Below are 24,429 nucleotides of genomic sequence, written 5' to 3'. Positions count from 1 at the left end.
TATCCTGCGCTTTCATTCGCTCGCTCCTGCATGAGGTCCGACCCGGGACACACTGATCGATGCCTCTCCCTCCTCCGGGAAAAACTGCTCGATCGGTGCGAACCAGCATGCCGCGCGATGAGGTGCGGCCGTCGCTTCGAGGGCATCCGCATACGACACGGGCGACGTATCGCCGGCCATTGCGACCGGCGCCAAGGGGGGCACGGCGTCGATACACCTTTCCGCGGCAAACGGGCAGCGCGGCGCGAAGCGGCATCCCCGCGGCATCGCATCTGGCGACGGCACCGCACCTTGAATGGTCGCCAGCTCACCGGAACGCTTGCCGATCGACGGGATCGCACCCATCAAACCAATCGTATAGGGATGCTGCGGATTCTCAAAAATTTGCTGAACGCTGCCGTATTCGACAATTTTCCCGGCGTACATGACCGCGACGTCATCGGCAACTTCCGCGACCACGCCCAGGTCATGCGTGATCAATATCATGGCGGTACCCGTCTCTGCCTGCAGGCCACGCACCAATTGCAGCACTTGCGCCTGGATGGTGACGTCCAATGCCGTGGTTGGCTCATCTGCGATCAGAAGATGCGGCTCGTTCGCCAACGCCATCGCGATCATCACGCGTTGCCGCATCCCACCGGACAACTCATGCGGGTAGGCATCCAGACGTTTTTCAGGCGCGGGAATCCGTACCTTTTCAAGCATCAGCCGCGCTTGTTCACGCGCGGCCGCGCGGTCCAGGCCACGATGACGCCGAATCCCCTCCGCCAGTTGATGTCCCACCGTAAAAGCCGGATTCAACGAGGTCATCGGTTCCTGGAAAATCATCGCCAACTGATTGCCCCGCACATCCGACAAGGCACGCTCGTCGAGCGTGAACAGATCACGCCCTTCGAACAAGGCTTCGCCGGAGACGATATTCGCTGGCGGCGACGGCAACAGCCCCATCATGGCCAACGACGTCACACTCTTGCCGCAGCCCGACTCGCCAACGATGCACAACGTCTTGCCGCGATGAATCGCAAAGCTGACGTCATCGACGAGATTCGGCATCTTCGGATCGCGCGAAAACTTCAGCGAAAAATGCCGTACCTCCAAAACGGGCGCCTGCGCCACCGCTGTGGTGAACGGTGCAGCTTGCAGCGCGTCGTCCCTGACCAGTCCCGCGTCCCGCATCGTCAGAAGCCCACTGCGTGACCGTCGCGCCGCGAATCGCTGGCCGCAACGTAACCATGATCCCGGTCTTCGGACAGGCGCCAGATGAATTGACCGGCGCCAAAGTCCATGTATGGATCGTCAAACGACTTCAGTTGATGCCCCTTCGCCCGCAATCCCTCGACGATAGCAGCGGGGATGGTGCTTTCGAGATCCAGCGTGAAATCGCGGTTGACCTTCCAGCGCGGCGCATCGCATGCCGCCTGCGGATTTTGACCATAGGTCAGCATGCGGATCACCGTCTGCATATGACCCTGCGGCTGCATGTCGCCACCCATCACGCCAAAACTCATCCGCGGCACGCCTTGATGCGTCAGGAATCCTGGAATGATCGTATGGAATGGCCGCTTGTGGCCCCCGACGACGTTAGGCGAGATCGGGTCCATCGAGAAACCGGCACCACGATTCTGCAAGCTGATGCCCCATTCCGGATGCACGACGCCCGAGCCGAAGCCCATATAATTCGACTGGATAAAGGACACCATCATGCCGTTCTCGTCGGCAGCGGTCAGATACACGGTGCCGCCCGCGGGCGGGCGGCCGAACGTATGCGCGCTGGCCTTGTCCATATCGATCAACTTCGCTCGCGACGCCAGATAACCCGGATCGAGCATCTGTTCCGGTGTGACATCCATTGATCGTGGGTCCGACACATAGCGATAGATATCGGCAAAGGCCAGCTTCATCGCTTCAATCTGCAAATGCTGCGACGCCAGCGAATCCACCGGGTAAGCACCTACATCGTGATGCTTCAGGATGCCTAACGCGATCAAGGCGGCAATCCCCTGTCCATTCGGCGGAATCTCATGCAACGCATAGCCCGCATAGTCCTGGCTGATCGGTGTAACCCATTCCGCCTGGAAGGCGCGGAAGTCATCCATCGTGTGCGCCCCGCCGTGTTTGCGCAGGAAGGACACCAGCGACTCGGCAATTTCACCTTCGTAGTAGTCGCGCCCGTGGCTCTGCGCGATGCGTTCGAACGTCCGCGCCGCCGCTGGCATCGTGAAATGCTCACCGGTCTGCGGAGCGCGGCCGTGCGGCATGAACACATCGGAAAAACCTGGCTGGCTTTCCAATAAAGGCACCGCCGCCGCCCACTTCTTCGCGACCATCGGCGCGATCGTATGCCCGCGACGGGCGAGCGCGATCGCCGGCTCGAACAGATCGGCAAAAGGCAACTTACCGAAGCGCTCGTGCAACGTGGCCCACGCCTTCACCGCGCCTGGCACCGTCACCGCGTCGACACCTCGCTCGGGCTGCCTGGCAAGGCCCTTCCCGTCCACGCCGTACTTTGCCTTGAAATATTCTGGATTCCACGCAGCCGGTGAGATGCCGGATGCATTCAAACCATGCAGACCGGTATCGTCCGACACGATCGCAAACGCGTCGCTCCCGAGCCCGTTCGATACCGGCTCGACGATTGTCAGCACGGCCGCGGTGGCAATGATCGCATCGACGGCGGAACCGCCCTTGAACAACATGTGCAGCCCCGCCTGCGCCGCCAGTGGATGCGATGTGGACACCGCATTACGCGCGAAAATAGGCGTACGAGGCGTGGGATAGGGATTGTTCCAGTTGAATTGCATCGACTGCATGGGGTCACCTGTTCGACAAGACGGCTTAGTGCTTCATAGATCGACAAAGTAACGCAATTTTGGCGGCAAAAAAAATTAATATTTTATTTTGAACACTTAAGATTATCTTATGTACTTGCCGCTTTCGACGATGACCTGATCCGCATGCCCTCGATCCAAATGTTGAAAACATTCTGTGCGGTTGCGCAGGCGGGCTCGTTCTCCGGCGCTGCGGACCGTGTCGCGCTGACGCAGGCTGCCGTGAGCCAACAGATGCGCGGCCTGGAAGAATCCCTGGCACGACCGCTGTTCGACCGCAGTGCTCGGCAGATCACCCTGACCCGGCAAGGCAGGGAGTTACTGCCGAAAATCGCGCGCATCCTGAAGGACATCGACGCGCTCTACGCCCCCTCCGAAGACACGCTGAGCGGCCCAGTGGCGATTGGCGCGGTGGTATCGGTCATCGGTGCGCTATCGGTTGCCGTGCATGCGCTGAAAACATCCCATCCGGAACTCGATGTACGACTGTTGTCGTTGCGTTCGGACGAGTTGGCGCAGATGGTCGAGCGTGGCGACCTCGACGTCGCTGCAGTGGTTGGACGACCCGATCATGCGCTCCCTCCTACGCTGGAATGGCGAAAACTCTACACCGAACCGATGGTGCTGCTAGCGCATCCGGATGTTTCAGAAGACAGCGGCGAAACCGTACTCGCTCGTCATCCGTTCATACGTTTTGATCGACGCGTGCGCACCGGCGTCCTGGTGGACCTGACCTTGCAGCGTTTGGGATGGAAGGTAAATGAATATCTCGAGTTAAACGCGATCGATACGATCGTGACATTGATTCGCCGTCGCGTGGGCGTCGCCATCCTGCCGTTGCTGCATAACGGCGGGTGGCTGCGCGACCCGCAATTGCGCATCATTCGCTTGCCGGAACGGGCTCCGGAGCGCGAAGTCGGTATGGTGCAGCGCACCGTCTTTACCCGTCGATCGCTGACGGAAGCATTGTTGGCCCAGTTGCATCAATCGCCGTCCGTGTAAGGCATTTTGTGCGTCATGCCTCGACAAAACACGAAGCAAGGTGCGCCTCACCTGCCGAGCATCTGGAACCTGGCGGCATGGGGGCATTGCCTCACTCAGACGGGCAGGCCAACGGCCATGGCATTGGCATCGGCACGCACCGCCGCGCGCAATGCTGCGATAAAGCTGGCATCGATGCCACGCGTCGCGCGCGTATTATCGGCACGCGTCCAGACGCCGATCGGAGGCAAGGCCCAGGTCAGAGACCATGGAACGATCGCGACCCCCGCCGTGCGTACCAGTTCCTGCGCGATATCGGCCGGCACCAGCGCGACCGTTCGCTCGCCGTCGGCAATCGCATCGCCTATCAACTTGGACGCATAGGTCTCGATAATCGGTTCCGGCACCGGCGCCCCCGCAGCGGTGAACAACCGCGCCACTTCATCTCGCACTGGCGTACCGCTCGCACCCATCACCCACTCCAACTCCGACAACGCGTGCCAGTCAAGTGTCCGGCGACCCAGGCGCGCGGCAAGGCGCCGATTGGCGATCAGTCTTGGCTGCTGTTGATACAGCGGTAAGTAGCGAAGATCGTCTGTACCACCCGATGGTGCCGCACGCAACGGACGCGCGCGCGCGACAATCAGGTCCAGCGAGCGGTCCCGTAATCGCGCTATCAGTGCATCGCTATTACCTTCATCAACAGTCACCGTGATACGTCGATCCATTTCAGACAACATCCCGCGTACTGCCTGCGTCAGTAGTTGACTCGAAACGAATGGAATCACGCCCACGCGCAACTGCGCCGCGGCGCCCGCCGCCAAGGCACCGACGTCGAGCGCCATGCGGTCCAGGTCGTGCAGAATCGCCTGCGCCCGCTCAAGCACGATATCGCCCAATGCCGTCGGACGCATGCCCCGAGGCGACCGGGCAAACAAGGGCGCACCGAATAACGCCTCAATCTCCGCCAGCGCATTCGTCAGCGCTGGTTGCCCGGTGGCCATTTGCTCCGCGGCACGCGTGACCGAACCGTGCTCGCGAATCTGGAGCAGCAATAGCAGATGCCGCATGCGCAAGCGCGTGCTGAGTTTTCGGACCAATTCACGGGATTCGGACGTCGACATGACCCATCATGAAACGATGATGGCGTCATACTAATTCAAAATACCGCGTCAGCGCACCCTCCTTACACTGGCACCTCATTCAAGCCATTCACAGGGGACGCACGATGAACGACGCCGATCGCCAAGCCGCACTGGACTACCACGAACTGCCCATCCCGGGGAAGATCGCGATTTCGGCCAGCAAGCCGTTGGTGACGCAACGGGATCTCGCCCTCGCCTATACGCCCGGCGTGGCGGCCGCCTGCGAGGAAATCGTCACGGACCCGATGAATGCGCACCGCTACACCAGCCGTTCGAACCTGGTAGGCGTCGTCACGAACGGCACGGCGGTACTCGGTCTCGGCAATATCGGCGCGCTCGCGTCAAAACCGGTGATGGAAGGCAAGGCCGTGTTGTTCAAGAAGTTTGCCGGCATCGACGTCTTCGACATCGAGATCAATGAAAGCGATCCGGACAAACTGGTCGAGATCATAGCCGGCCTCGAACCCACGTTCGGTGGCATCAATCTGGAAGACATCAAAGCCCCGGAATGCTTCGTTGTCGAGCGCAAACTGCGCGCGCGTTGCGCCATCCCGGTCTTCCATGATGATCAGCACGGCACCGCTATCACGGTCAGCGCCGCGTTCCTGAACGGCCTCAAGGTGGTGGGCAAGTCCATCGACAAAGTAAAGGTTGTCACCTCGGGCGCCGGCGCCGCCGCGCTTGCCTGCCTCGAATTGATGGTGCAACTCGGCCTGCCCCGCGAAAATGTCTGGATAACCGATATCGAAGGTGTGGTCTACAAGGGCCGTGAAGTGCTGATGGACGAGGACAAGGACCGCTTCGCACAGGACACGCCGCACCGCAAGCTCGCCGATGTCATCGATGGCGCGGACGTATTCCTCGGTCTCTCGGCGGCGAACGTCCTGAAGCCGGAGCTGCTGAAGAAAATGACTGCGCAGCCGTTGATCCTCGCGCTGGCGAACCCGACGCCTGAAATCATGCCCGCGCTCGCGCTGGAGGCCCGGCCCGATGCCGTGATCGCCACAGGCCGCTCGGACTTCCCGAACCAGGTCAACAACGTACTGTGCTTCCCGTACATCTTCCGCGGCGCGCTGGACGTGGGCGCCACCACCATCACCACCGAAATGGAAATCGCCGCGGTTCATGCGATTGCCGCATTGGCGGAAGAGGAAGCTAATGAAGTCGTGGCGGCGGCTTATGGCGGCTTCGACCTGTCATTCGGGCCGCAATACTTTATTCCCAAGCCCTTCGATCCACGTTTGATCGTGCGGATCGCACCGGCGGTTGCAAAAGCGGCGATGGATTGCGGCGTGGCCACCCGCCCCATCCATGACCTCGAAGCCTACGCGGACCAATTGCAGCAATTCGTCTATCACTCCGGTGCATTCATGAAGCCGGTGTTCGCCGCGGCGAAGCAAATCGTCAAGCAAAGCGGCCGCGCCCGTATCGTCTTCACCGAAGGCGAAGACGAGCGTGTACTGCGTGCGGTACAGGTGTTGGTCGACGAAAAACTGGCGCAACCCATTCTGATTGGACGGCCCGAGGTACTGCTCGCACGGATCGAGAAATATGGCTTGCGGCTGAAGCTCGGGGTGGATGTCGAGGTGACGAATCCGGACTGGGACGAACGCTTCCACCAATACTGGGTCACGTATTGGGACGCGATGTGCCGCGACGGCATCACGAAAGAAATGGCCCGCGTGGAAATGCGGCGTCGCCTGACCTTGATCGGCGCGATGATGGTCAAGCTCGGCGATGCCGACGGCATGATCTGCGGCACCGTGGGCGCTTATCACGACCACCTGCGCTTCGTCGATCAAGTTATCGGCAAGAAAGCGGGTGCCAGCGTTTATGCGGCAATGAATATCCTGCTGCTCGACCAACGCACGGTGGCACTCGTCGATACCCATATCAATGACAACCCGTCGGCCGCACAGATTGCCGAGTTCACGATCATGGCCGCAAACGAAATGGCACGCTTGAACCTGCTGCCGAAGGTCGCGCTGCTGTCACGCTCGAATTTCGGGTCCGCCAGTTCCGCCTCGGGTCCGAAGATGCGCGAAGCGTTGTCTCTGATCAACGCACAGCAACCTGACCTTGAAGTCGACGGCGAGATGCACGGCGACTTGGCATTGGATGAGTCGCTGCGTAACCGCATCCTGCCGAACTCGCGTCTGAAAGGATCGGCCAACCTGCTGGCCTGCCCGAACGTCGATGCGGGCAACATTGCCTACAATCTGCTGAAAACCACTGCTGGCAGTAACGTGGCAATTGGTCCGTTCCTGTTGGGCGTCAATGCACCGGTCAACATCCTGACCTCCAGCGCCACCGTGCGACGGATCGTCAATATGGCGGCGCTCACCGTCGTGCAGGCAAATCGGGACTAGGCACAAACCGTTCTGGCTACATCAAGGCAGCAAGTGCCTTTGCCCGCGCGACAAAGCGTTGCTTGTCGTCGCCGGCAAGACGGGTATCACGGGGCAGCGGCACCGTTAGCGGATTCATCGCAACCTGGTTCACGCGCACCTCGTAATGCAGGTGCGGCCCCGTCGACCAACCGGTCGTACCGACATAGCCGATCACATTGCCTCGCTTGACGGTCTGCCCGGCGCGCAACCCCTTATGAAAGCGGGACATGTGCGCGAAGCGTGTCGAATAAGGCGGCGCGTTCTGGATCTCCACGACCTTGCCATATCCGCTCTTCCAGCCAGCATAGACGACACGGCCATTCGCGGTCGCGCGAATTGGCGTGCCGTATGGCGCAGCGAGGTCAACCCCTTCATGGGCCTGCCAACGATGCGTGACCGGATCGAGACGCCGCAAGGAAAAGGGTGACGACACCCGCGTGAACGCCACCGGATACCGTGAAAAAGCCGGCTTGGCGCTGGTGCCATCCTTCGCGTAATAGAGCGGCTCACCGCCCAGCTTCTGATATAGGAAAACTTCTGCCCCATCCTTGCCGTCGCCGATCTTCACGGCAACCGGTAATGTCGTATCCGGCACAGGAACGGCCGGGCGCGCCGGGGCTGTCGCGCTGTCAGTGGCGTGGAACAAAAAGGTAATCGTGTCGCCCTTGCGCAAATCATGGCGGAAATCGATCGCACCGTTGAATGCATGTGCGACTTTCAACGCGGTGGCGGGGTCGAGACCCGCCTGCCGCGCGGAAGCATCGAAGCTACTCTCCACAATAGTCGAGCGAACCTCCAATCCCGCAGCAGCAGCAGCCGCGTGCATGGCATCAAGCACCGGCATCGTCGTCGTGCCGGTCACGGCGCGCCGAGAACCCTCTTTAGCGCCACTTGACGACGTAGGTTGTATGCCGCGCCGCTGCGCGACGGTCTCGTCGTCCAGACGCTGCATCGATATGACGGCGTCGTCGTCGGCCTGCTTGCGGGTGGACTGCGATGCAGCCACAAAATAGCTGGTACACAACGCCGCCAGCGCACACATCCCCGCTACACGCTTCAACCGACGAGACGGATCGGCAAACCGTTCGGGATTGGGCAGCGATACAACGGCTACGACGTTCGCCGCGACCTGACCATGGGGCGGCGGAGACGGCAGGGAATCAGAAGCGGATGTAGCGGAAGATAGCGTATCAGGTGGCAAAGCAGTCATTGCGTCAAATCGGCAATGCAACGATGCGCCTCGGATCACCCCAAAACCCACTCGTACAATATACGCGGGCTGTAAAATAGCCTTGCATGGCGCATGTCAGCGCACGCGGTGACAAAAGGGGACCGGACACCCGCACGCATCCAGGGCGTGGACGGTAACGATCCGAACAAGAGAGGCCAGGACGTTCGCGTCGGGACCATACCGACCGCGATAGCACCACCCCATCCTGCCGACGACGCATCGGTGCGAGATGGTAAAAACCCACGATGTCGCGGCCTTGGACCCGCCGAGTCGCAGCATTGCATGCGCCGACAGCCAGTGTCCTTGGACATCGATAAACATCACGGGAAGAAAACGGGTAATTCCCAGAAACATTCGGCGGGACAAGCCGAAGCGCAAGTATGCGACAAGCCTAGTGGCGTCGTAAAGGCATTTACCCATTCTTACCAGGTGAATTGTAAATTGGTGTGAATTCAGGAGATGCACCACGAATTGGAACCCGAAAACTGGAAGTTTTTGCTACGTCACATTCTCCGGATGGATACTGGTTATGCGAAGCGATTTAGAGTAACGTCGTTAAAAAGCTTCCAGAAGCGATATGCTTGCCAGCGCCAGAATGCCATATGACGTCACGATAATTGGGGGCGGCTATGCGGGAATTGCCGCGGCTTTGCAATTGGCCCGCGCACATTGCCGGGTGCTAGTGTTCGACGCGGGACGCCCACGCGACAGGTTTTCCACGACATCGCACGACTTTATCGGACTGGACGAGCGCCCGGCCGCGACGTTAGCCGCTGCGGCGAAAGCACGGCTGTTACGCTACCCGAACGTGGAATGGATTGGTGCCTCGGCCACCTATGCCTATGCCAAGGACGAGCTGTTCGTTGTCGTGGATACAAGCACGACCGAGTACCGCACGCGGCGCCTGATCCTCGCCTCGGGACGTGTCGACGCATTACCGAAACTTCCCGGGCTTGCCGAGCGCTGGGGCAAGACGGTGAGCTTGAGCCCTTACTACACCGCCTACGCGCTGGACAAGACGCCGCTTGGCGTGCTGGCGTTCGGCCCCGACGCGGTCGAACAAGCACTATTACTCGCGGACTGGGGGCCCGTGACGTTGTTCACGAACGACGCTTTCATCCTGCCTCCCGAACAAAACCATGCACTGACCGCGCGCGGAGTCTTGATCGAACAGGAACGCGTGACCGGGCTAGCAGGCAGCGGCGCATCGGTGCAATTGGCGGACAAACGTACTGTCCCGCTGACGATGTTGTTCATGGTGCCTCCGTCGCGCCTCGGCAGTCCGATTGCACGGCAACTAGGCTGCGATATCTGCCAGAGCCGCACAGGCGAATACGTGCTCACCGATGCGTCGCAGCAAACGTCGATACGCGGCGTCTTTGCCTGCGGGGATATTGCGCGCGTCTCGTACGCCGTCTCGCTGGCGGTGGGCGATGGCACCGCAGCCGGCATCGCCGTGCATCGGTCGCTGACGCTACCCGATGCCGTTTGATCGACGAGGCCATCTCCCACTGACGCAATTCGGCTATACTGTACATCCATACAGAAGTCGCACGCCGATCCCTGGCTGATTGGCCGAGGTTGGCAATAGCATTCCGGCATTGCATGATGGCTCCGCACGCTTTTTAATGCGACGTGGCAAGGCGGCGATGGCTGTCGTAATATAGGATACCGGTTCGGGTAGATCTGTCGTAGACCAGCATCTGGCAAAACGGGGGGTTTGCGGATCCGGTGCGGTGAAAACGGGTGGCGTCATCTGTCTTGACCCCGTCATCCGCAGGCGCGCGTACCGGCGTGGAATCGAAAGCGTCACATTTCTTCCGGACAATGTTGATTCCGTGGCGCGAACCGCGTCACGTCATCGTTACGGTACGCGCCAACATTGCGCGGCAATGCATCGCGTCTTCTGTCAGTCATATAGGAATAGAGTCATGTCTACCAAGAATGGCGCAGTTGGCGCGATGTCGCTTCTTTCAGAGTATCTCGCCGATCCGACGCTGCCCTGCCGGCAGGTCCGGCTGCAAGCCTCGCCGGATGGCAAGACGGTGCTGATGGTCGACATCGATCAGCGCAAGGCGGGAACGCTGCGGACGGTATGTTATGAAATTACCCCTGCGGAATTAATCGCGGCAATTCGTGCCCATGGCGCGGAGTTGTCACAGAGCAGCGACGAAGCGGTTGCGGCCGTGGAAGCCATGCAGCGCGCCACGCAACTCGGTGCCAACGGCGGCATGGCGGCAGTGGGCGCGGCGCCTGCCGCGTCCGCCATGCCGCCATCGGCCGGCGCACAGGCACCGTTCAGCGCCGCCGTTACGTCGACACTGGGCCCGACGGCCACTGCCCCCGCCACGATGCCGGACACTGGCACGTCATTCGCGGACGCATCGGCCATCAGCGCCTGACAATGTCCGGTACGGCCCATTTTTTCGACCTGGGGGACGTGCCCCTGCAGTCGGGGCGTGTGTTCCCGTCTATGCGCCTCGCCTATCGGACCTACGGGTCGCTGAATGAGGATAAATCCAACGTTATTCTGTACCCCACGTCATTCGCCGCCCAAGACCACGAGATAGATTGGCTCGTTGGCGACGGCGAAGGGTTGGATACGTCACGCTGGTTTGTTGTCATTCCAAATTTGTTCGGTAACGGCCTGTCCTCGTCACCGTCCAATGCCGGCCTGCCATTGCATGACTACCCTTTGGTGACCTGCCATGACGCTGTCGATGCCCAGCACGCGTTACTGCGACAACTGGGCATTTCGCGGCTGGCAATGGTCTATGGTTGGTCAATGGGCGCGATGCAGGCATATCACTGGGCGTCACGCTACCCGGACATGGTCGAAAGGATCATGGTCGTCTGTGGCGCCGCACGTTGCTCCCCGTACAACCAGATGTTCCTGGAGGGCGTGCGCGCTGCGCTGACCGCCGATGCAGCCTTTCAGGACGGCCACTTCGCAACGACGCCCATACGGGGTATTAAGGCCATGGGACGGGTTTATGCAGGTTGGGTCACGTCCCACGCGTTCTTTCGCGATGCCCTCTGGCGCGAAGCCGGGTTCGATTCCCTCGAATCCTATCTTCAGGGCGCTTGGGACACATACTACAGCCGTCGCGATGCCAACGACTTGCTTGCGCAACTTTCAACCTGGCATGCAGGCAACATCGCTGACACCCCCCGTGATCAAGGAAACCTCGCCGCCGCGATGGCGGCAATTACCGCGCACGTTTTGCTATTACCGGGAGAAACGGATCGTTACTTCCAGGTCAGCGACAATCAAGCAGAACTGCCACTGCTGATCAATGCCCGCAGTGCCGCGCTACGCGTCATACCATCGCCGCATGGACACCGCGCCGGTAACCCGCAACGTATTCCAGACGATCGCGCATGGTTGACATCGACAATACGGGAATTTCTGGGTGGCGTCAGATGAACGGCCGCACGGGGATAACCGAGCCCATTTCAAGGCACACGGACGCATTCGTCGTGGCGCCTGCCGCGTCAGCACGGCAATCGCGAGCCAGTATCACCGCCAGCCTCGACATATTCGATGTCCTGCCCGATGCATACGTGATTCTAGATAACCATTATCGGGTGGTTCGCGTCAATGACCAGTATCTGGCTACTGTCCAAGAATCGCGCGACACGCTGATCGGTCATTCGATCTTCGACGTCAATCAATGGGGCCCGCACGCACAACGAAAGGCGCGCGCCGAATGGTTGATGGCGACCTTCAACAAACTCCATCGCACAAGACGTCCGGTCAGCGCACAGTACTTCCGGTACGATTCCACGGCCCAGACGACCCGCTTTCCGGTTGTCGATCCGACTCTGGAAAACGCAAACAACGCCACGCCATATGCATCGAACGAAGAAAGCGCGCTGGTGCCGCGCTATTGGACAATCCAGGCCACGTTGATACCCGCGCTCGAGCACACACGGGAAGGCAAGGTCTCGCCTCCGGATACCGATCAGTCCTTCGGAACGGATAGGGAACCGCACTGGATCGCGCTTCGTGTCTGGGACGTCACGGAAGAAATGGCGCGAACCGAGCGCAGCCAACGTGAGCGCGCGCAGCTACGTTCGCTGGCACAACTGCGGCAACAGCTGGTCGCCGATGCAAATGCAAAGCTTGCCGATGAAAAACATCGGCTCGAACAGGCGATGTCGTTTGCGGAACTAGGCGCCTGGGAATGGCAGCCGGATAGCGGCGCGATCATCTGCACCGCGCAATGTAAAATCAATCTCGGATTGACGCGGGATGCCGAGTTAACCGAGAAAATATTGTTCGAATCGGTTATCGATCCGCGCGATCGGCAACGGATGCGCGATGCGATCTATCACGCACTGTCCGCACGTACTTTCTTCGAAATCGATTGCCGGACGCGTCGACCCGATGGCTCCCTGCACTGGATTCTTGTTCGCGGATCTGGGCGATACACCGAAGACGGTGTGCTGGAGGCTGTGCTCGGGCTGATGCTGGATATTACCCAGCGCAAGGAACTGGAACTGGCGCAGGAATCGCAACTCAGCGAGGAGCGCAGTGCGCGCCAGCGCAGCGATGACCGCGTCGACACCATGGACGGATTCGTGTCCTCAGTCAGTCATGAACTCCGCTCTCCGCTCAACGCGATTCTGTCGTGGACGCAACTGCTGGAACGGGTGCATGATCCCGAAAAAATTCGCCAGGGCATTGACGTTATTGCACGCAACGCGCGTCAGCTATCGCTGATGGTGGGCGATTTACTGGACACCGGCGCCATCGTTAGCGGCAAGATGTCCGTGCGACGCATCCCGCTCGACCTTGGGGCATTAACCGGATTGGTCGCGGAAGAAATGCGACCGGACGTACAAGCACGGGGCCTCGATCTTGTCACTCCGGCGTTGCAATCATGCGTGGTGCTTGGCGATGAAAGCCGCCTGCGGCAGATTGTCTGGAATTTGCTTTCCAATGCCATGAAATTTAGTCGCGAAGGTCCCGTGGAGGTGTCCGTGCGAGTGGAAGATGGCATGGCGTGCCTGCGCGTGCGTGATCATGGGGTGGGCATCGACCCGGACGCACTGGATGGCATTTTCGAACGGTTCCAGCAGCTAGGCAGCACGAATGCGGGACGTATTGGAGGGCTGGGACTCGGGCTGTGGCTGGTGCGCAATCTGGTCGAATGCCACGATGGCACCGTAACCGCTGCAAGCGACGGCGTTGGCCATGGTGCCACTTTCACAGTACGTCTGCCGATTTATCGCGCTTGAGCGCACGATCTTGGATCACTGGGTACTAAGCCTCGCTATCACGCGGCGCGGAGCGCGTCACCCGTAACGACCCGGGTGGCGGCTCATTGAGCACTGCCCAAAAAATCCCGAGATCGGACACAGCCGAAATGAAATCCTGGAAATCCACCGGTTTTACGACGTAGGCGTTGCTGCCCAAGGCATAACTGCGCAACAAGTCGTGCTCTTCCTTAGATGACGTCAACATCACGACAGGAATAGACGCCAAGTCACCACGACGCCGCACTTCCGCAAGGACTTCCAATCCGTCTACCCGGGGCAGCTTCATATCGAGAAGGATAACCGCCGGGTTGCCCGGCTCGCGGCCGGCCCAACCACCTTCTCCGCTCAAGTAATCCAACGCCTCTTGCCCGTCTCGAGCGATGACGACCTCATTCGCAAGGTTGCTGCGCTCGAGTGCGATAAGCGTCAACTCGAGGTCATGCGGATTGTCTTCAACCAGAAGGATAGGCTTCAGCATGGCAGTCTCGAGAGACGCGCATCCACGGTGCGGGCGCGATTACCGTGCGCGTCCGGATGACGCTGCACGACCCGATTCTACACGCGATGCTTTCTCGCTTCGACAAAGCCGCGAGAGCTCGCCCGGTGCGCTCGCGCTTAGGACACTGGCGGCTTGCCTGAATCCAGCAGTGAGCGCGGTGGCAGTTGCTCGACATATCCTGCGGCAATTTCATACTGCAACGCGGCCCATGCGCCCAGCAACGTCGAATCGTTACTCAGGATCAGCGGCGAACATACCCATTCTTCCGTACCGTCGCTGAACCAGCGCGCCTCGAAAATGCGGAAACTCTCGACCTCGGCACGACCTTCGGCGAGCAAATCGTGATACGACGCGACATGCGTCATCGCAACCTCACTGATGCCGACGTCGTGAAGACAAATCATGACGTCCATTGCCTTACGAATGGCGGCAACCTTGGTGCCAGCCTGGATATAGACAACGGTACGCGGCCCGGGACCGTCGAAAACGAGACAGAACAAGGTCGCCTTGCAGTATTCGGACAAAATCATCGCAGCTTGCACTCCGGGCTGACACACGAGCAAACGCGGCACGCAAACAGGGCCTTGTCACCTGGGGCCATCTGCCCCATGGGACATGACGTTCCCGAATGTTACGTAATGCGTTACGTTACTCGGATGACGGTTGAGGTTGCCATCGCATCGGAAACACACCGTTTGCTTCCGAACGCCTTGATGCACCAACGTTCTTCATGGGCTGGTCACCACTGCCATGTGCCGCACTCACGACACGTCAAGCAGACAGCACGGTCAACGCACAATTCGTTCCAGGCTACATGATCCCAAATGGCAAGCGGCACCGATCACTACTCCGCCAGAAAGGCCGCGCGTCTTGTTGCAGCAACGCATGAGAGTAAGGATCGATGCCGTATTTCGCCGATTCGCAGGCGAATGTATCGTTTTTAAAAATGATAGCTGACGCCGATCTGCACAATCGGATACCACTTATAGCGTTCTATTTTGCTACGGATATCGGCTTCTTCCTGATCGATCGCGGAACGCGCTATGTACGTGGTAAGGACAGACGGTTCTTGGAAACCGACACGCGGGCGGCCGTACGCGACACCGATATCCGCGACAAAACCGAATCCCTTGTGCACAGGCTGATGCCCCCAGCCCAGACCCACATAAGGCATGAAAGTCGGGAAACGGGCATTGACGCTCAATTGCTGGCCTTGGGCAAGCGCAGCTGGAATGGCAACGCCTCTAACGTAGTAGTTGCCATTTGTCGGCACCGCGGTCGCATTCATCCGATCACGATTGATCAACGTACCGGCCGTCACGCGAAAACCATAAGAAGGAAATGGGAATACGTCGGCAAACACGCCCAGGTGCCTTACTTGCAGTTTGCCATCGAACTTATTACCACCCGCGTTAAACGAATGGGAGAGGTTATAACCATTAACGTCCGCGTGAACACCAAAATACCTCGTGATGCCCCACGACGCACCCAATCCACCACCTTGTGTACCGCCCTGCACATACACTTCCTGTGCTTGCGCGGGCAGCCCCATCGATCCTAGCGCCAACAACACTGCGGTGGCAGCCGCGTTTTTTACCGTACGCATTTCCATGTTTTTCAAGATGCACTCCAATCAAAGCATGCCAAACGAGCGGCAGCCATTCGCCACGTCACCACGCGATACCGTCACGCGGAAGCAGCAGGGAACTTTACTGAATCAGTCGACCCACTCATCACTTGAGCAGAAGGCGATTCGCCCCGCTTTTCACCTTTCGACACTGCTTATCCGCACCCGTGCCCCATAACGCTATTAACGAATCAGTCATAACAGATGACTTATCTCGAAAATATAATTATGAAATGGCGCAACGACTCCCGACCTGTCTATTCGCGATGGGGAATGCGAACATACGACACGTCCCGGATATTTCTGATCGGAGCATGCGGTGAATATGCATGCTGGTCAAACCAAAAAAACAACAGACAACTTCACCAGACGGTGCGTACCCACGTTGTCATTCGATCATGCTATGAACAATTCATTCAGGTGTGATGCGATGGGTCGTGACAGGTCCGTGTGTCCGTCCGGCTCAGGCATCGCACACAATGAGACCCCGACAAACGATGCCCGCCATGCCGCTGCACGACGTGCTCGTCGGTTCAGCCGTTTGTTTGGAAACCAGACAACATCGCAACACGGCATCCCGATCCATCGGGGGTAGGTCCGCAGTTTGTTAAAATGTGACATTCTCCTGCTTCGACGGCTTGAAACCCTCCCTGTCGTAGCATGCATGCCTGCTTTGCGCTGGCGTGCTTGGTCCTTCTCCCTGATGTTTTCCCGCATTCCGATGGCTAAGCAATCCGCCCCCTCCCGCGCGTCCCTGTCAGGCACAGCCGATAAATCCGGCAAGTTGCAGGTCAAGCAAGAGAAACACGACCGGCAGGATAAGTATGAAATCCGTCCGGGACAGTCGATCGGCTTGTTGAAAGCGTTGCACATCCTGACCCGTGACGGTCAAATGAACCAGGACAGTCGGCGCAAGCTGAAGCAGGTCTACCACCTGTTCCAATTCATCGAGCCGTTGCTTGTTGACATTCAACAGCAGCGCGGTGCGGTTACGCTGGTGGATCATGGCGCGGGGAAGTCCTATCTTGGATTCATACTTTACGACCTGTTTTTCAAGGCCATCGACGACGCCTCGCATATCTATGGTATCGAAACCCGGGAAGAACTGGTCACACGCTCACGCGAATTGGCGAGCGAGCTCGGTTTCGATCGGATGTCATTTCTCAATCTAAGCGTTGCCGATGCCACGAAAAGTCGTGCCTTGCCGGAGAAAGTAGACGTCGTCACGGCACTGCACGCCTGCGACACCGCTACGGACGACGCCATTGATTTTGCGCTGCGCAAGGGTGCCCAATCGATCGTCGTGGTGCCCTGTTGCCAGGCCGAGGTGGCATCGGTACTGCGCAAGCACAAGGGCGCCGCGTTGGCGTCGAACCCACTGACGGAAATCTGGCGCCACCCCCTGCATACACGGGAATTCGGTAGCCAGATCACTAATGTATTGCGTTGCCTGCAATTAGAGTCGCACGGCTATCAGGTCAGCGTCACGGAACTCGTGGGGTGGGAACATTCCATGAAGAACGAATTGATCATCGCGCAATACAAGGACCTGCCGCGTACCCGTCCCGCCAATCGATTGCGTGAAGTACTTGATACACTTGGCCTGGCCGATATGCATCATCGATTCTACAGCGGACAGCCGGCCACCGATGCCAACGCCAACAGCGAAAAGTAAATCAGTAGCGGGTAACCGGCGCATCGTGCGGCATTTTCCAGCAGTCCGCGGCATGCGCAATTGACACACGGCGTCGCGTGTCTTCCGGCGTCAGAAGTGCGCCATCAGCAGCGACGCCGCGATAATGAACATCACACAACCGATCATCGCATCGAGCGCACGCCACGCGACAGGGCGTGCGAACCACCCGCTCAACCGCCGCGCGCCATATCCAAGCAGCACAAACCACACGCAGGAGGCGACCATCGCACCAGCGCCGAACCAACCTCGCTCGGGCCAGGGCAACGTTCCGCCCACCCCTCCCAACAAGACGACCGTGTCCAGATAGACATGCGGGTTCAGCAACGTCAGCAACGTTACACTCAGCAAGACCGCGCGCAGCGAGCCGGATGGCGATTCATGCCGGCCGGCGCGCCGGATGACCGCCTGGCGTGCGGATACCGCCCCTGCGGCACCGGTGGCAGCACAGACCGGCGCGGACCAGTAGGGGGGCGCGGCCTGTGGCAGGGATTCCGGAACCGCCTGCATTGATAGAGCCGATGTGCCACGCCACGCGGCAAGCCAACTGCGCAAACCATAGACAGCCAACATCGCCGCGCCGAGATAGCGTACGGTGTCGACCAAAGCGGGATGCGCCAGAATCACCGTACCCATGCCGGCAAGTCCGCACACGATCAGGGCTATGTCATACACACAGCACAGCAACACGACCGGACCGATGTGTCGGCCTTGGACGCCTTGCTTCAAGACAAAGGCGTTTTGCGCACCAATCGCCACGATCAGGCCTGCTGTCAGGCCAAAGCCAGAAGCAAGCGAAGGCAGTATGTGCCGGGTGGCTTCGAAAAGCGGAAGATTCATCGAAAACAGCGCAGGCATCGGGAAGAAAATACAAGCGGCACACAAGGCACCGGGGAACGCTTCTATAATTGGCAAGCATAGCGGCACGCCGGCGCCGGGACAACGCAAAGTCTGTTATGCCACCTTAGCGTTTCTTAAGTAGCCACCGGTCTTACCGCATCACCGCCCAACCAACCTGCCATGCAGATCGACCGCGCTCAACTTTGTGCCTTTGTCACCGTTCTACGCGAGGGCAGCTTTGATGGCGCCGCCCGCATTTTGCATGTAACGGCACCGGCCATTTCTCAGCGTGTAAGGCAATTGGAAGAACGCCTGGGCCAGGTCCTGATCAAACGCGGCACGCCCTGCGTGGCGACAGAAGCTGGTGCGGAACTGGCGCGGCACGCCGAGCAGATTGACATGCTCGAAGCGGAGACCTTGCAGGCACTGGCTTGTTTGCAAGGTCTGTCGGGGCTGGACGGTGATCCGCACGCTACCGGCGGTGCCGCCCCGCCAGTGCGTATTCCCGTGGTCGTTAATGCCGACTCACTGGATACGTGGTTCATGGCAGTCCCCAATGCGGTGGCGAGTGCGCAGGACGACGGTCCGGCGATCGTGTTGCATATCCAGGTGGACGATCAGGACCATACAACGGCGCTACTGCGTGACGGCAGCGTCATCGGTGCGGTCACGGCCGAGCCGCAACCGGTCCAAGGCTGCACTGCGACGCCGCTCGGCGTCATGCGCTACATCGCGGTTGCGGCACCCGAATTTCACCGGCGCTGGCTGACTGTGTTGGAAACACCCGGGCCGGATATCGATTCCTGGGCCGCCCTGTCATGCGCGCCGTTTATCCAGTTCAACAAGAAGGATGCGCTGCACGCGCGCTTCCTTACCTCCTGGGTACCCGCCGCCCCCGGGGACGCGATGTCCGTAGCCGCGGATATGCTGAGAAAATCTGCCGACCAGACCCGTGATGCCGCTGGCGCCATGGCAAGTCGCCTGAAACACAGCACTCCTGGAAGCCGCGCTGCGCCCTGCTATCGCATCCCTACCACGAGCAGTTTCATCGAGGCACTCCGACTCGGCCTGGGCTGGGGCATGTTGCCGATACAAATGGCGGCGCCCCTGATCGCGGACGGTATCTTGCGCCAAATCACGCGCTCAGGGCGCGATGATGGTGTTGATGTGCCATTGTATTGGCAGCGATGGGCGTTGCGTTCGCCGGTGTTACAACGTCTCAGCAGTGCCGTCGAACGCATCGCCGGGACAGTACTCGAACCATGGGCGCCGGACGAGTTGCATACCAGGGCCCCGTCACGGTCCGCGTCAGGCACCGCTTTAACGCCGCCGGCGGTGCGCTAAACCGCGAAGTGCATGCCTGATGCGTCCCCACCATGCTTCGCATTGGCCAGCAATACCCTGCCAGCCGTCTCGACGCCAGGCACGCAAGACGTCCTTGAACCAGGACGGATTGAGGAACAGCCACAGCGCAATGAACGCCAGTACCCCACATCCGAGGAAGGTGCCCTGATAGCCGAATGTGCCGACCATTACACCCGACAGAATCCCTGACATGATCGAACCGACCCGCGCAGCGTTGAAGAACAAGGCGGTTGCCGCTGCCGGGGTCGCGGGCATCAGATCCTGGATATACACCATGCCCAGGCAGGACGTCACCGCCACGACGAACGCGCTCAATGCCTGCATGGGAATCAAGATGCCGATGCGCCAGGCCAGTGCGACGGCAATGAAGTACACCGTATGCACCGCCGCACAGGCCGCCAGCCACTTCAACTTGTTCAAGCGATCACTACGGGCTCCCAAGGCCAACATCATCGGTATTTCCAACAGCGCGCCCAGGCCAAGCATCACGGAAACGTCGATGCGCGTGCCGTGCATGCCCTGAACGATGTACAGCGGCAGCACGATGATCGTCGCGTTCGCTACAAGCCCTAACAGCGTCAGCGCCACGATCGCGCGCCACAATGCTGCCTTGTCCACGCGGCCTGCTACCGCCGTGGCAGGCGCTTCCAAGGTTCCTCCGATATCGTCCACCTTCCCCGCAGCGAAAACAGAGGTTGCATCCATGGGGTTCTCGCCAGTCGCCCCGCTACGACTGGGCATATCGATCGCCGCCGCACCAGGGCGGATCATCGCGGCATGATCAGGTCGATCAGCAGCTGCGGGCATCGCGGCCCGCGTGGCCTGAAATCCCTGGGATGCACCCTTTGATATCGATACGGAGACCGGTCGCATGCGATAGACAATAGCCGCACATCCGGCAAAACTCGCGGCTGCAAAAAGGAAAAGGCCGTAGAAATTGGTAGCGGCAAGAATCAACGCGCCAACGGACGGCCCGAATACCCATGCCATCGATAAGACTGTCCGCAACGATGCGGTTGTAAACGCCCGTTCTGCGTCACTACGAAAAGGCAGGCCGACACGGCTGAATGAAAACACCAGCGCAATCGCGGATCCACCCGTGCCGAGGAATGCAACGCCAATCACCAGCAAGCCGATATAGTTGGTCATAAAGCAAAGGAACACATAGCCCAATGCCGCGGCGAGTAATGCCCCTATCAGCAATGCACGATGTCCTCCCCGCCGATCGGACCATCTGCTGGCAATGGTACTGGCGACCACGCCGCTAGCGGCATTGACGGTCATGAAGATGCCCAACTGGAGCGGGGTCATTCCTGCGCGCTCAATGCTGAAAAGCGACAGATAAGGCGCGGTGAATGACATCGCAATGCCGAGCAGCAGGACCGCACCGGCCAACGGCATGAACGACGGGATGGCGGCCAGACTGGCGAGACGTTTGTTCATATCCCGACTATACGTCAATGACCCGTGACACGCGCTGGCAGACCCATTCACCCGAAGATAAATACCGCGACCTCTCGTCCGAGGAGCGTCACGGACAACGCGTCGACACGCCGTCTAGGTGCTGATGGTCATGCGCGAACCGCGCGGTCCGGGTCTGCCCCGTCACGCCGGTCACACGTACCACGTAGATGCTGTCATAGTCTCCCCCGCCCCAGCGTGGCACAACGTCCTCGGAAGTCCCTAACCGCTTCATCAACGTCTTGGCGACCTGTTCGGCGATGCGATGCTCCCAGGCGACATAGACCGTCTTACCTTGCAGGTCTGACGCCAGCAATCGGTCCACAAGCCCGTCCCGGTCGTCATAGCCAAGTGTTACCTCCACCGGCATGCCGTTGACGATGGCCGTCGGCTCGATGGTCGCCAGCGGCCGCACGTAGGCATACGAACGACCCAGGTCCGATTTCAATATGGCCGGGTTCGGCGCGATGATCACATCGGGCTTACCATACAGTCTTTGTAATACTTTTGGTAACGCCAGTGAACGGTTCAGCCCTTGGCAGTTCAATTGCCCCAACCCTTGCATCGGTTTCTCACCATGGCGCACCATTACGATGGTTTCGACCACGTCGGGCGCGGGCAAGCCGGAGGCCGCCGTGACATCGGACGCTTTGGCCGCAAATGACGCAGCAAGCAGCGGCAACAATGCGAGGCATTGCGCCGCCAGCCGCAGACGCACACGGAGCTGGGCAATACGACTTACCCCGCTCCCGACCGCTTTCGTACTTAATACCGTTCCAAGGCTTCCTGGGATAATGGGAAAAACCGTAGCAACGCGTCGTGGCCGCCAGGATTGTCGTCTACGCTTATTGGCGGATCTCATGGCGTTGCCTCTTGCATTGTGGCGCATCACGCTTCTTCACCCACTATGAACGACCTCTCATCAAGCGCCCTCTCCGATTCCGCCATCCAAGTCATCAAGAGCTGGCATGCACATGTCTATTTCGATGAAACCAGCCGGGATACGGCCTGGCATTTACGAGAAAAAATCCTGAAGCACCTTGGTAACCAACTGGAGATGGGACGGTTCCATGAAAAGACGGTCGGCCCACACCCGAAGTGGAGCTATCAGTTGGCATTTGCCCCAGACCACATGGCCGCCATCGTGAGTTGGTTGACACTGCACCATGGCGAATTGGATGTATTCGTGCATCCTAACACCGGCGATGCCCTACGCGATCATCGCGACAGTCCAATGTGGATTGGCCGCTCTCATACGCTGCACCTTGCGGCACTCGACGGTTGAACACTGGCCCGTGTATAAACAAGTGGGCACCATGGGCGTTCACCTGTCGCATCGTCGCCCACGCGTAGCTATCACACCAACTCGAAACCGACCGGGGGCAGTCCGACAATCTCGCCACGGACTTCACCTTTCTGTTGCGCAAGGTACATTCCGGTAAACGTCCCCGTGGTCAATACCATGTCTGGCGTCAGATCCAGGCCGAGTTGTGCCGTGCAGTAATTCACCGCCCACGACAGGAGGCGCCGCGGATCGCCAGCGGAATTGCTGATCTTGCCTTGCACTTGCGCGGCCACGATATCGGTGCTCCCGATTCGGAAGTGCGCCTGCGGTGATACAAAGGGGAAATCGTCGCGATAAGGCACGAAGTTGCCTACGATCAGTGCGCCGTGCGTGCTGAAGTCAGCGCTGGTAGCCCGCTTGTCCACGTCGGGCCAACCCGCGAAACGGGTGGCCACCAATTCGATAGTCGCACCCATTTCCGCGATAGCCGCGCGTACTTCGTCGTCCGAATACGGCGCCTTGCGCGCGGCGAAGGTCTTGCCAAGCCGAAAGCCAATCTCCAACTCAAGCCCCACCGGCGGAAAATCGTCGAACGCGAGGGCCACACCGGGTCCGTGCACGCCGTGCGACGCCAGCGGCGCACCGCCCGGTGCCGCGTCCGGTGATTTGGCGCCAATTTTCCAGCCGGCAATCTTCTCACCGGTCAGTGCAAAGACGGCCTGTTGAACCGCATAGCATGCCGCATCATCGTCCAAGGTAGGCAGCACCGTATCAGCGGGAATCTGTTGGTGAGACTGACGCGCATCCGCGAGCAAGCGGCTCAGCGTCGCTACAGCATGTTGGGTATCGGACATGAGAGGATTATCTAGAAAAGACGTAGAAACAAGGGCTTGAAAAGCCTGAAAATGGCGACGTATACAGCAGTGGCGTTGCGGCATGCAACACCTTCGCTGCGCGTCGATGCCCGTGCATCAAGGGAGGATCTCAAGTACGGATTCCACCGGACGACACAAACGAACACCCTTCGACGTCACGACGAACGGCCGGTTGATCAAAATAGGATGTGCCACCATTGCATCCAGCAACGCCCCGTCACTGGCGTCCGCGAGCCCCAACTCCCCAAAGAGGACTTCCTTGTCGCGTATCGCTCCACGGACGGACAATCCGGCTTTTTCGATCATCGACTTCAAGGCCGCGCGTGTCGGCGGAGTTTTCAGGTAATCGACAATAACCGGTGCGATACCTCGCTCCTGCAACAACGCCAGCGTCTTGCGCGACGTGCTGCAGCGACTATTGTGAAAAATGGTTGCCGACGATACGGCGGACGCGTTATTGGGAGAGTCGGATGTAGACGAGTTGACAGGCATCACGGAGGCAGTGGTTGAGTCAGAGCGGCGATGTGCGTCGGCCACGGGCGCCAAAATGGCGTAAAAAGCGGCAACCGAGCAAACGGTACAGACCTTCGGAATTGTACCGTTGTTTGTGCTCACCTCTCCTGACAAAAGCCCACTATTGGCGGACTCGCGCGCGAATCGGCCGGACCAGCTTCAACGCGACACACGCTTGAGATATCGAGGGCATGAGCATTGAACGCCACGCTGCCGTCGTTCAAAAAAATCCTCCTGTTTATGGATACCGCGCCTCTTTCGATATGCGCCATTCCCGCAGTGAGAGACCATGCGGTGATCCATCAAGATCACCGCGATTAACTGATAATTAAACGGCTTTTTCCAATGTGTACAAACGTACGCCTGATTAAGTTGTTTGCGCATTTCTGATATTGTTGGAATAATAATTGCTTAAACATTTTTTATAATGG

General features: G+C 59.4%; 20 protein-coding genes and 1 pseudogene. 9 read left to right on the top strand and 12 right to left on the bottom strand.

Translation table 11 applies throughout. From position 1 onward, the window contains the following. Positions 1 to 12 precede the first annotated feature (12 nt). Together SJQ66_RS02090 and SJQ66_RS02085 are read right to left on the bottom strand one after the other, a co-directional pair. Positions 13 to 1,176 carry an ABC transporter ATP-binding protein gene (locus SJQ66_RS02090; protein WP_320533806.1) on the bottom strand — a complete coding sequence of 388 codons (1,164 nt, stop codon included), beginning with the start codon at positions 1,174 to 1,176 and terminating at the stop codon, positions 13 to 15. A 2-nt stretch (positions 1,177 to 1,178) separates the two neighbouring features. Continuing rightward, complete coding sequence (locus tag SJQ66_RS02085) at positions 1,179 to 2,810, bottom strand: gamma-glutamyltransferase family protein (RefSeq protein ID WP_046154112.1); 1,632 nt, start codon at positions 2,808 to 2,810, stop codon at positions 1,179 to 1,181. 144 nt (positions 2,811 to 2,954) lie between these two features. On the opposite strand from SJQ66_RS02085, the gene SJQ66_RS02080 reads away from it, so the two are divergent. After that, the gene (locus SJQ66_RS02080) at positions 2,955 to 3,830 is read left to right on the top strand and encodes a LysR family transcriptional regulator (protein ID WP_320533805.1); all 876 of its coding nucleotides are present in this window, start codon (positions 2,955 to 2,957) and stop codon (positions 3,828 to 3,830) included. Between the two features lie 95 nt (positions 3,831 to 3,925). Here the strand turns inward: SJQ66_RS02080 and SJQ66_RS02075 are convergent, their stop codons facing one another. Further along, positions 3,926 to 4,933 carry a LysR family transcriptional regulator gene (locus tag SJQ66_RS02075; RefSeq protein ID WP_024905339.1) on the bottom strand — a complete coding sequence of 336 codons (1,008 nt, stop codon included), beginning with the start codon at positions 4,931 to 4,933 and terminating at the stop codon, positions 3,926 to 3,928. A 104-nt stretch (positions 4,934 to 5,037) separates the two neighbouring features. Here SJQ66_RS02075 and SJQ66_RS02070 point away from each other — a divergent pair, with 104 nt between their 5' ends. Beyond that, a complete protein-coding gene (locus tag SJQ66_RS02070) occupies positions 5,038 to 7,323 on the top strand; it encodes an NADP-dependent malic enzyme (RefSeq protein WP_024905338.1) in 2,286 nt (761 codons plus the stop codon). 16 nt (positions 7,324 to 7,339) lie between these two features. On the opposite strand, the gene SJQ66_RS02065 is transcribed toward SJQ66_RS02070, so the two are convergent. Next, positions 7,340 to 8,554: a peptidoglycan DD-metalloendopeptidase family protein gene (locus tag SJQ66_RS02065; protein WP_024905337.1), complete on the bottom strand. Its 1,215-nt coding sequence runs from the start codon at positions 8,552 to 8,554 to the stop codon at positions 7,340 to 7,342. Between the two features lie 598 nt (positions 8,555 to 9,152). On the opposite strand from SJQ66_RS02065, the gene SJQ66_RS02060 reads away from it, so the two are divergent. The 4 genes and pseudogenes from SJQ66_RS02060 (at position 9,153) to SJQ66_RS02045 (ending at position 13,819) form a co-directional block, all read left to right on the top strand. Further along, the gene (locus SJQ66_RS02060; protein ID WP_201779168.1) at positions 9,153 to 10,067 is read left to right on the top strand and encodes an FAD-dependent oxidoreductase; all 915 of its coding nucleotides are present in this window, start codon (positions 9,153 to 9,155) and stop codon (positions 10,065 to 10,067) included. A 439-nt stretch (positions 10,068 to 10,506) separates the two neighbouring features. Next, a pseudogene (locus tag SJQ66_RS02055) lies at positions 10,507 to 10,731 on the top strand (hypothetical protein); the annotation flags it as partial. A gap of 248 nt (positions 10,732 to 10,979) precedes the next feature. Next, positions 10,980 to 12,002: an alpha/beta fold hydrolase gene (locus tag SJQ66_RS02050; RefSeq protein ID WP_046154110.1), complete on the top strand. Its 1,023-nt coding sequence runs from the start codon at positions 10,980 to 10,982 to the stop codon at positions 12,000 to 12,002. Further along, positions 11,957 to 13,819 (top strand): sensor histidine kinase, encoded by a 1,863-nt coding sequence (locus SJQ66_RS02045; RefSeq protein WP_244141714.1) that lies wholly within the window; start codon positions 11,957 to 11,959, stop codon positions 13,817 to 13,819. Before SJQ66_RS02050 ends, SJQ66_RS02045 begins: the two co-directional genes overlap by 46 nt. A 25-nt stretch (positions 13,820 to 13,844) precedes the next feature. Here the strand turns inward: SJQ66_RS02045 and SJQ66_RS02040 are convergent, their stop codons facing one another. The 3 genes from SJQ66_RS02040 to SJQ66_RS02030 all read right to left on the bottom strand — a co-directional run bounded on the left by SJQ66_RS02040 (position 13,845) and on the right by SJQ66_RS02030 (position 15,951). Continuing rightward, positions 13,845 to 14,318: a response regulator gene (locus tag SJQ66_RS02040; RefSeq protein ID WP_046153882.1), complete on the bottom strand. Its 474-nt coding sequence runs from the start codon at positions 14,316 to 14,318 to the stop codon at positions 13,845 to 13,847. A 137-nt stretch (positions 14,319 to 14,455) separates the two neighbouring features. Next, entirely contained in the window at positions 14,456 to 14,869 is a 414-nt protein-coding gene (locus tag SJQ66_RS02035; RefSeq protein WP_024905331.1) for a hypothetical protein, read from the bottom strand. Between the two features lie 410 nt (positions 14,870 to 15,279). Continuing rightward, positions 15,280 to 15,951, bottom strand: coding sequence for a hypothetical protein (locus tag SJQ66_RS02030; protein WP_096335631.1), 672 nt, complete (start codon positions 15,949 to 15,951; stop codon positions 15,280 to 15,282). Between the two features lie 736 nt (positions 15,952 to 16,687). Between SJQ66_RS02030 and SJQ66_RS02025 the strand changes: the two genes are divergently transcribed. Continuing rightward, positions 16,688 to 17,641, top strand: coding sequence for a class I SAM-dependent methyltransferase (locus SJQ66_RS02025; protein ID WP_081765161.1), 954 nt, complete (start codon positions 16,688 to 16,690; stop codon positions 17,639 to 17,641). Between the two features lie 90 nt (positions 17,642 to 17,731). Here SJQ66_RS02025 and SJQ66_RS02020 read toward each other — a convergent pair whose 3' ends face one another. Beyond that, on the bottom strand, positions 17,732 to 18,499 hold the full coding sequence (locus SJQ66_RS02020; RefSeq protein WP_046153897.1) for a LysE/ArgO family amino acid transporter: 768 nt from the start codon (positions 18,497 to 18,499) through the stop codon (positions 17,732 to 17,734). Between the two features lie 180 nt (positions 18,500 to 18,679). On the opposite strand from SJQ66_RS02020, the gene SJQ66_RS02015 reads away from it, so the two are divergent. Next, positions 18,680 to 19,843: a LysR family transcriptional regulator ArgP gene (locus tag SJQ66_RS02015; RefSeq protein WP_320533804.1), complete on the top strand. Its 1,164-nt coding sequence runs from the start codon at positions 18,680 to 18,682 to the stop codon at positions 19,841 to 19,843. Here SJQ66_RS02015 and SJQ66_RS02010 read toward each other — a convergent pair. Both SJQ66_RS02010 and SJQ66_RS02005 read right to left on the bottom strand, forming a co-directional pair. Next, entirely contained in the window at positions 19,820 to 21,307 is a 1,488-nt protein-coding gene (locus SJQ66_RS02010) for an MFS transporter (protein WP_024905326.1), read from the bottom strand. The genes SJQ66_RS02015 and SJQ66_RS02010 overlap by 24 nt on opposite strands. An 88-nt stretch (positions 21,308 to 21,395) precedes the next feature. Next, positions 21,396 to 22,187: a histidine phosphatase family protein gene (locus SJQ66_RS02005; protein WP_320533803.1), complete on the bottom strand. Its 792-nt coding sequence runs from the start codon at positions 22,185 to 22,187 to the stop codon at positions 21,396 to 21,398. Positions 22,188 to 22,232: 45 nt separating this feature from the next. Here SJQ66_RS02005 and SJQ66_RS02000 point away from each other — a divergent pair, with 45 nt between their 5' ends. Further along, the gene (locus SJQ66_RS02000) at positions 22,233 to 22,610 is read left to right on the top strand and encodes a DOPA 4,5-dioxygenase family protein (protein WP_024905324.1); all 378 of its coding nucleotides are present in this window, start codon (positions 22,233 to 22,235) and stop codon (positions 22,608 to 22,610) included. Positions 22,611 to 22,681: 71 nt separating this feature from the next. On the opposite strand, the gene SJQ66_RS01995 is transcribed toward SJQ66_RS02000, so the two are convergent. Next, positions 22,682 to 23,464, bottom strand: a complete 783-nt coding sequence (locus SJQ66_RS01995) for a hypothetical protein (protein WP_024905323.1) — start codon at positions 23,462 to 23,464, stop codon at positions 22,682 to 22,684. Between the two features lie 117 nt (positions 23,465 to 23,581). Next, positions 23,582 to 24,100, bottom strand: coding sequence for an arsenate reductase (glutaredoxin) (arsC, locus tag SJQ66_RS01990; RefSeq protein WP_024905322.1), 519 nt, complete (start codon positions 24,098 to 24,100; stop codon positions 23,582 to 23,584). Positions 24,101 to 24,429: the final 329 nt, after the last annotated feature.

Source organism: Robbsia andropogonis (assembly GCF_034047095.1).
GTDB classification, from domain to species: Bacteria; Pseudomonadota; Gammaproteobacteria; order Burkholderiales; family Burkholderiaceae; genus Robbsia; species Robbsia andropogonis.
Note: the sequence above shows the minus strand (reverse complement) of the source record. Positions and strands in the feature narration are given on the sequence as shown.

Excerpts from the sequence above, each read along its gene's own strand:
- SJQ66_RS02090 (WP_320533806.1), bottom strand. The coding sequence starts at position 1,176 with ATGCGGGACGCGGGACTGGTCAGGGACGACGCGCTGCAAGCTGCACCG.
- SJQ66_RS02085 (WP_046154112.1), bottom strand. The coding sequence starts at position 2,810 with ATGCAGTCGATGCAATTCAACTGGAACAATCCCTATCCCACGCCTCGT.
- SJQ66_RS02080 (WP_320533805.1), top strand. The coding sequence starts at position 2,955 with ATGCCCTCGATCCAAATGTTGAAAACATTCTGTGCGGTTGCGCAGGCG.
- SJQ66_RS02075 (WP_024905339.1), bottom strand. The coding sequence starts at position 4,933 with ATGTCGACGTCCGAATCCCGTGAATTGGTCCGAAAACTCAGCACGCGC.
- SJQ66_RS02070 (WP_024905338.1), top strand. The coding sequence starts at position 5,038 with ATGAACGACGCCGATCGCCAAGCCGCACTGGACTACCACGAACTGCCC.
- SJQ66_RS02065 (WP_024905337.1), bottom strand. The coding sequence starts at position 8,554 with ATGACTGCTTTGCCACCTGATACGCTATCTTCCGCTACATCCGCTTCT.
- SJQ66_RS02060 (WP_201779168.1), top strand. The coding sequence starts at position 9,153 with ATGCTTGCCAGCGCCAGAATGCCATATGACGTCACGATAATTGGGGGC.
- SJQ66_RS02050 (WP_046154110.1), top strand. The coding sequence starts at position 10,980 with ATGTCCGGTACGGCCCATTTTTTCGACCTGGGGGACGTGCCCCTGCAG.
- SJQ66_RS02045 (WP_244141714.1), top strand. The coding sequence starts at position 11,957 with ATGGTTGACATCGACAATACGGGAATTTCTGGGTGGCGTCAGATGAAC.
- SJQ66_RS02040 (WP_046153882.1), bottom strand. The coding sequence starts at position 14,318 with ATGCTGAAGCCTATCCTTCTGGTTGAAGACAATCCGCATGACCTCGAG.
- SJQ66_RS02035 (WP_024905331.1), bottom strand. The coding sequence starts at position 14,869 with ATGATTTTGTCCGAATACTGCAAGGCGACCTTGTTCTGTCTCGTTTTC.
- SJQ66_RS02030 (WP_096335631.1), bottom strand. The coding sequence starts at position 15,951 with ATGGAAATGCGTACGGTAAAAAACGCGGCTGCCACCGCAGTGTTGTTG.
- SJQ66_RS02025 (WP_081765161.1), top strand. The coding sequence starts at position 16,688 with ATGGCTAAGCAATCCGCCCCCTCCCGCGCGTCCCTGTCAGGCACAGCC.
- SJQ66_RS02020 (WP_046153897.1), bottom strand. The coding sequence starts at position 18,499 with ATGAATCTTCCGCTTTTCGAAGCCACCCGGCACATACTGCCTTCGCTT.
- SJQ66_RS02015 (WP_320533804.1), top strand. The coding sequence starts at position 18,680 with ATGCAGATCGACCGCGCTCAACTTTGTGCCTTTGTCACCGTTCTACGC.
- SJQ66_RS02010 (WP_024905326.1), bottom strand. The coding sequence starts at position 21,307 with ATGAACAAACGTCTCGCCAGTCTGGCCGCCATCCCGTCGTTCATGCCG.
- SJQ66_RS02005 (WP_320533803.1), bottom strand. The coding sequence starts at position 22,187 with ATGAGATCCGCCAATAAGCGTAGACGACAATCCTGGCGGCCACGACGC.
- SJQ66_RS02000 (WP_024905324.1), top strand. The coding sequence starts at position 22,233 with ATGAACGACCTCTCATCAAGCGCCCTCTCCGATTCCGCCATCCAAGTC.
- SJQ66_RS01995 (WP_024905323.1), bottom strand. The coding sequence starts at position 23,464 with ATGTCCGATACCCAACATGCTGTAGCGACGCTGAGCCGCTTGCTCGCG.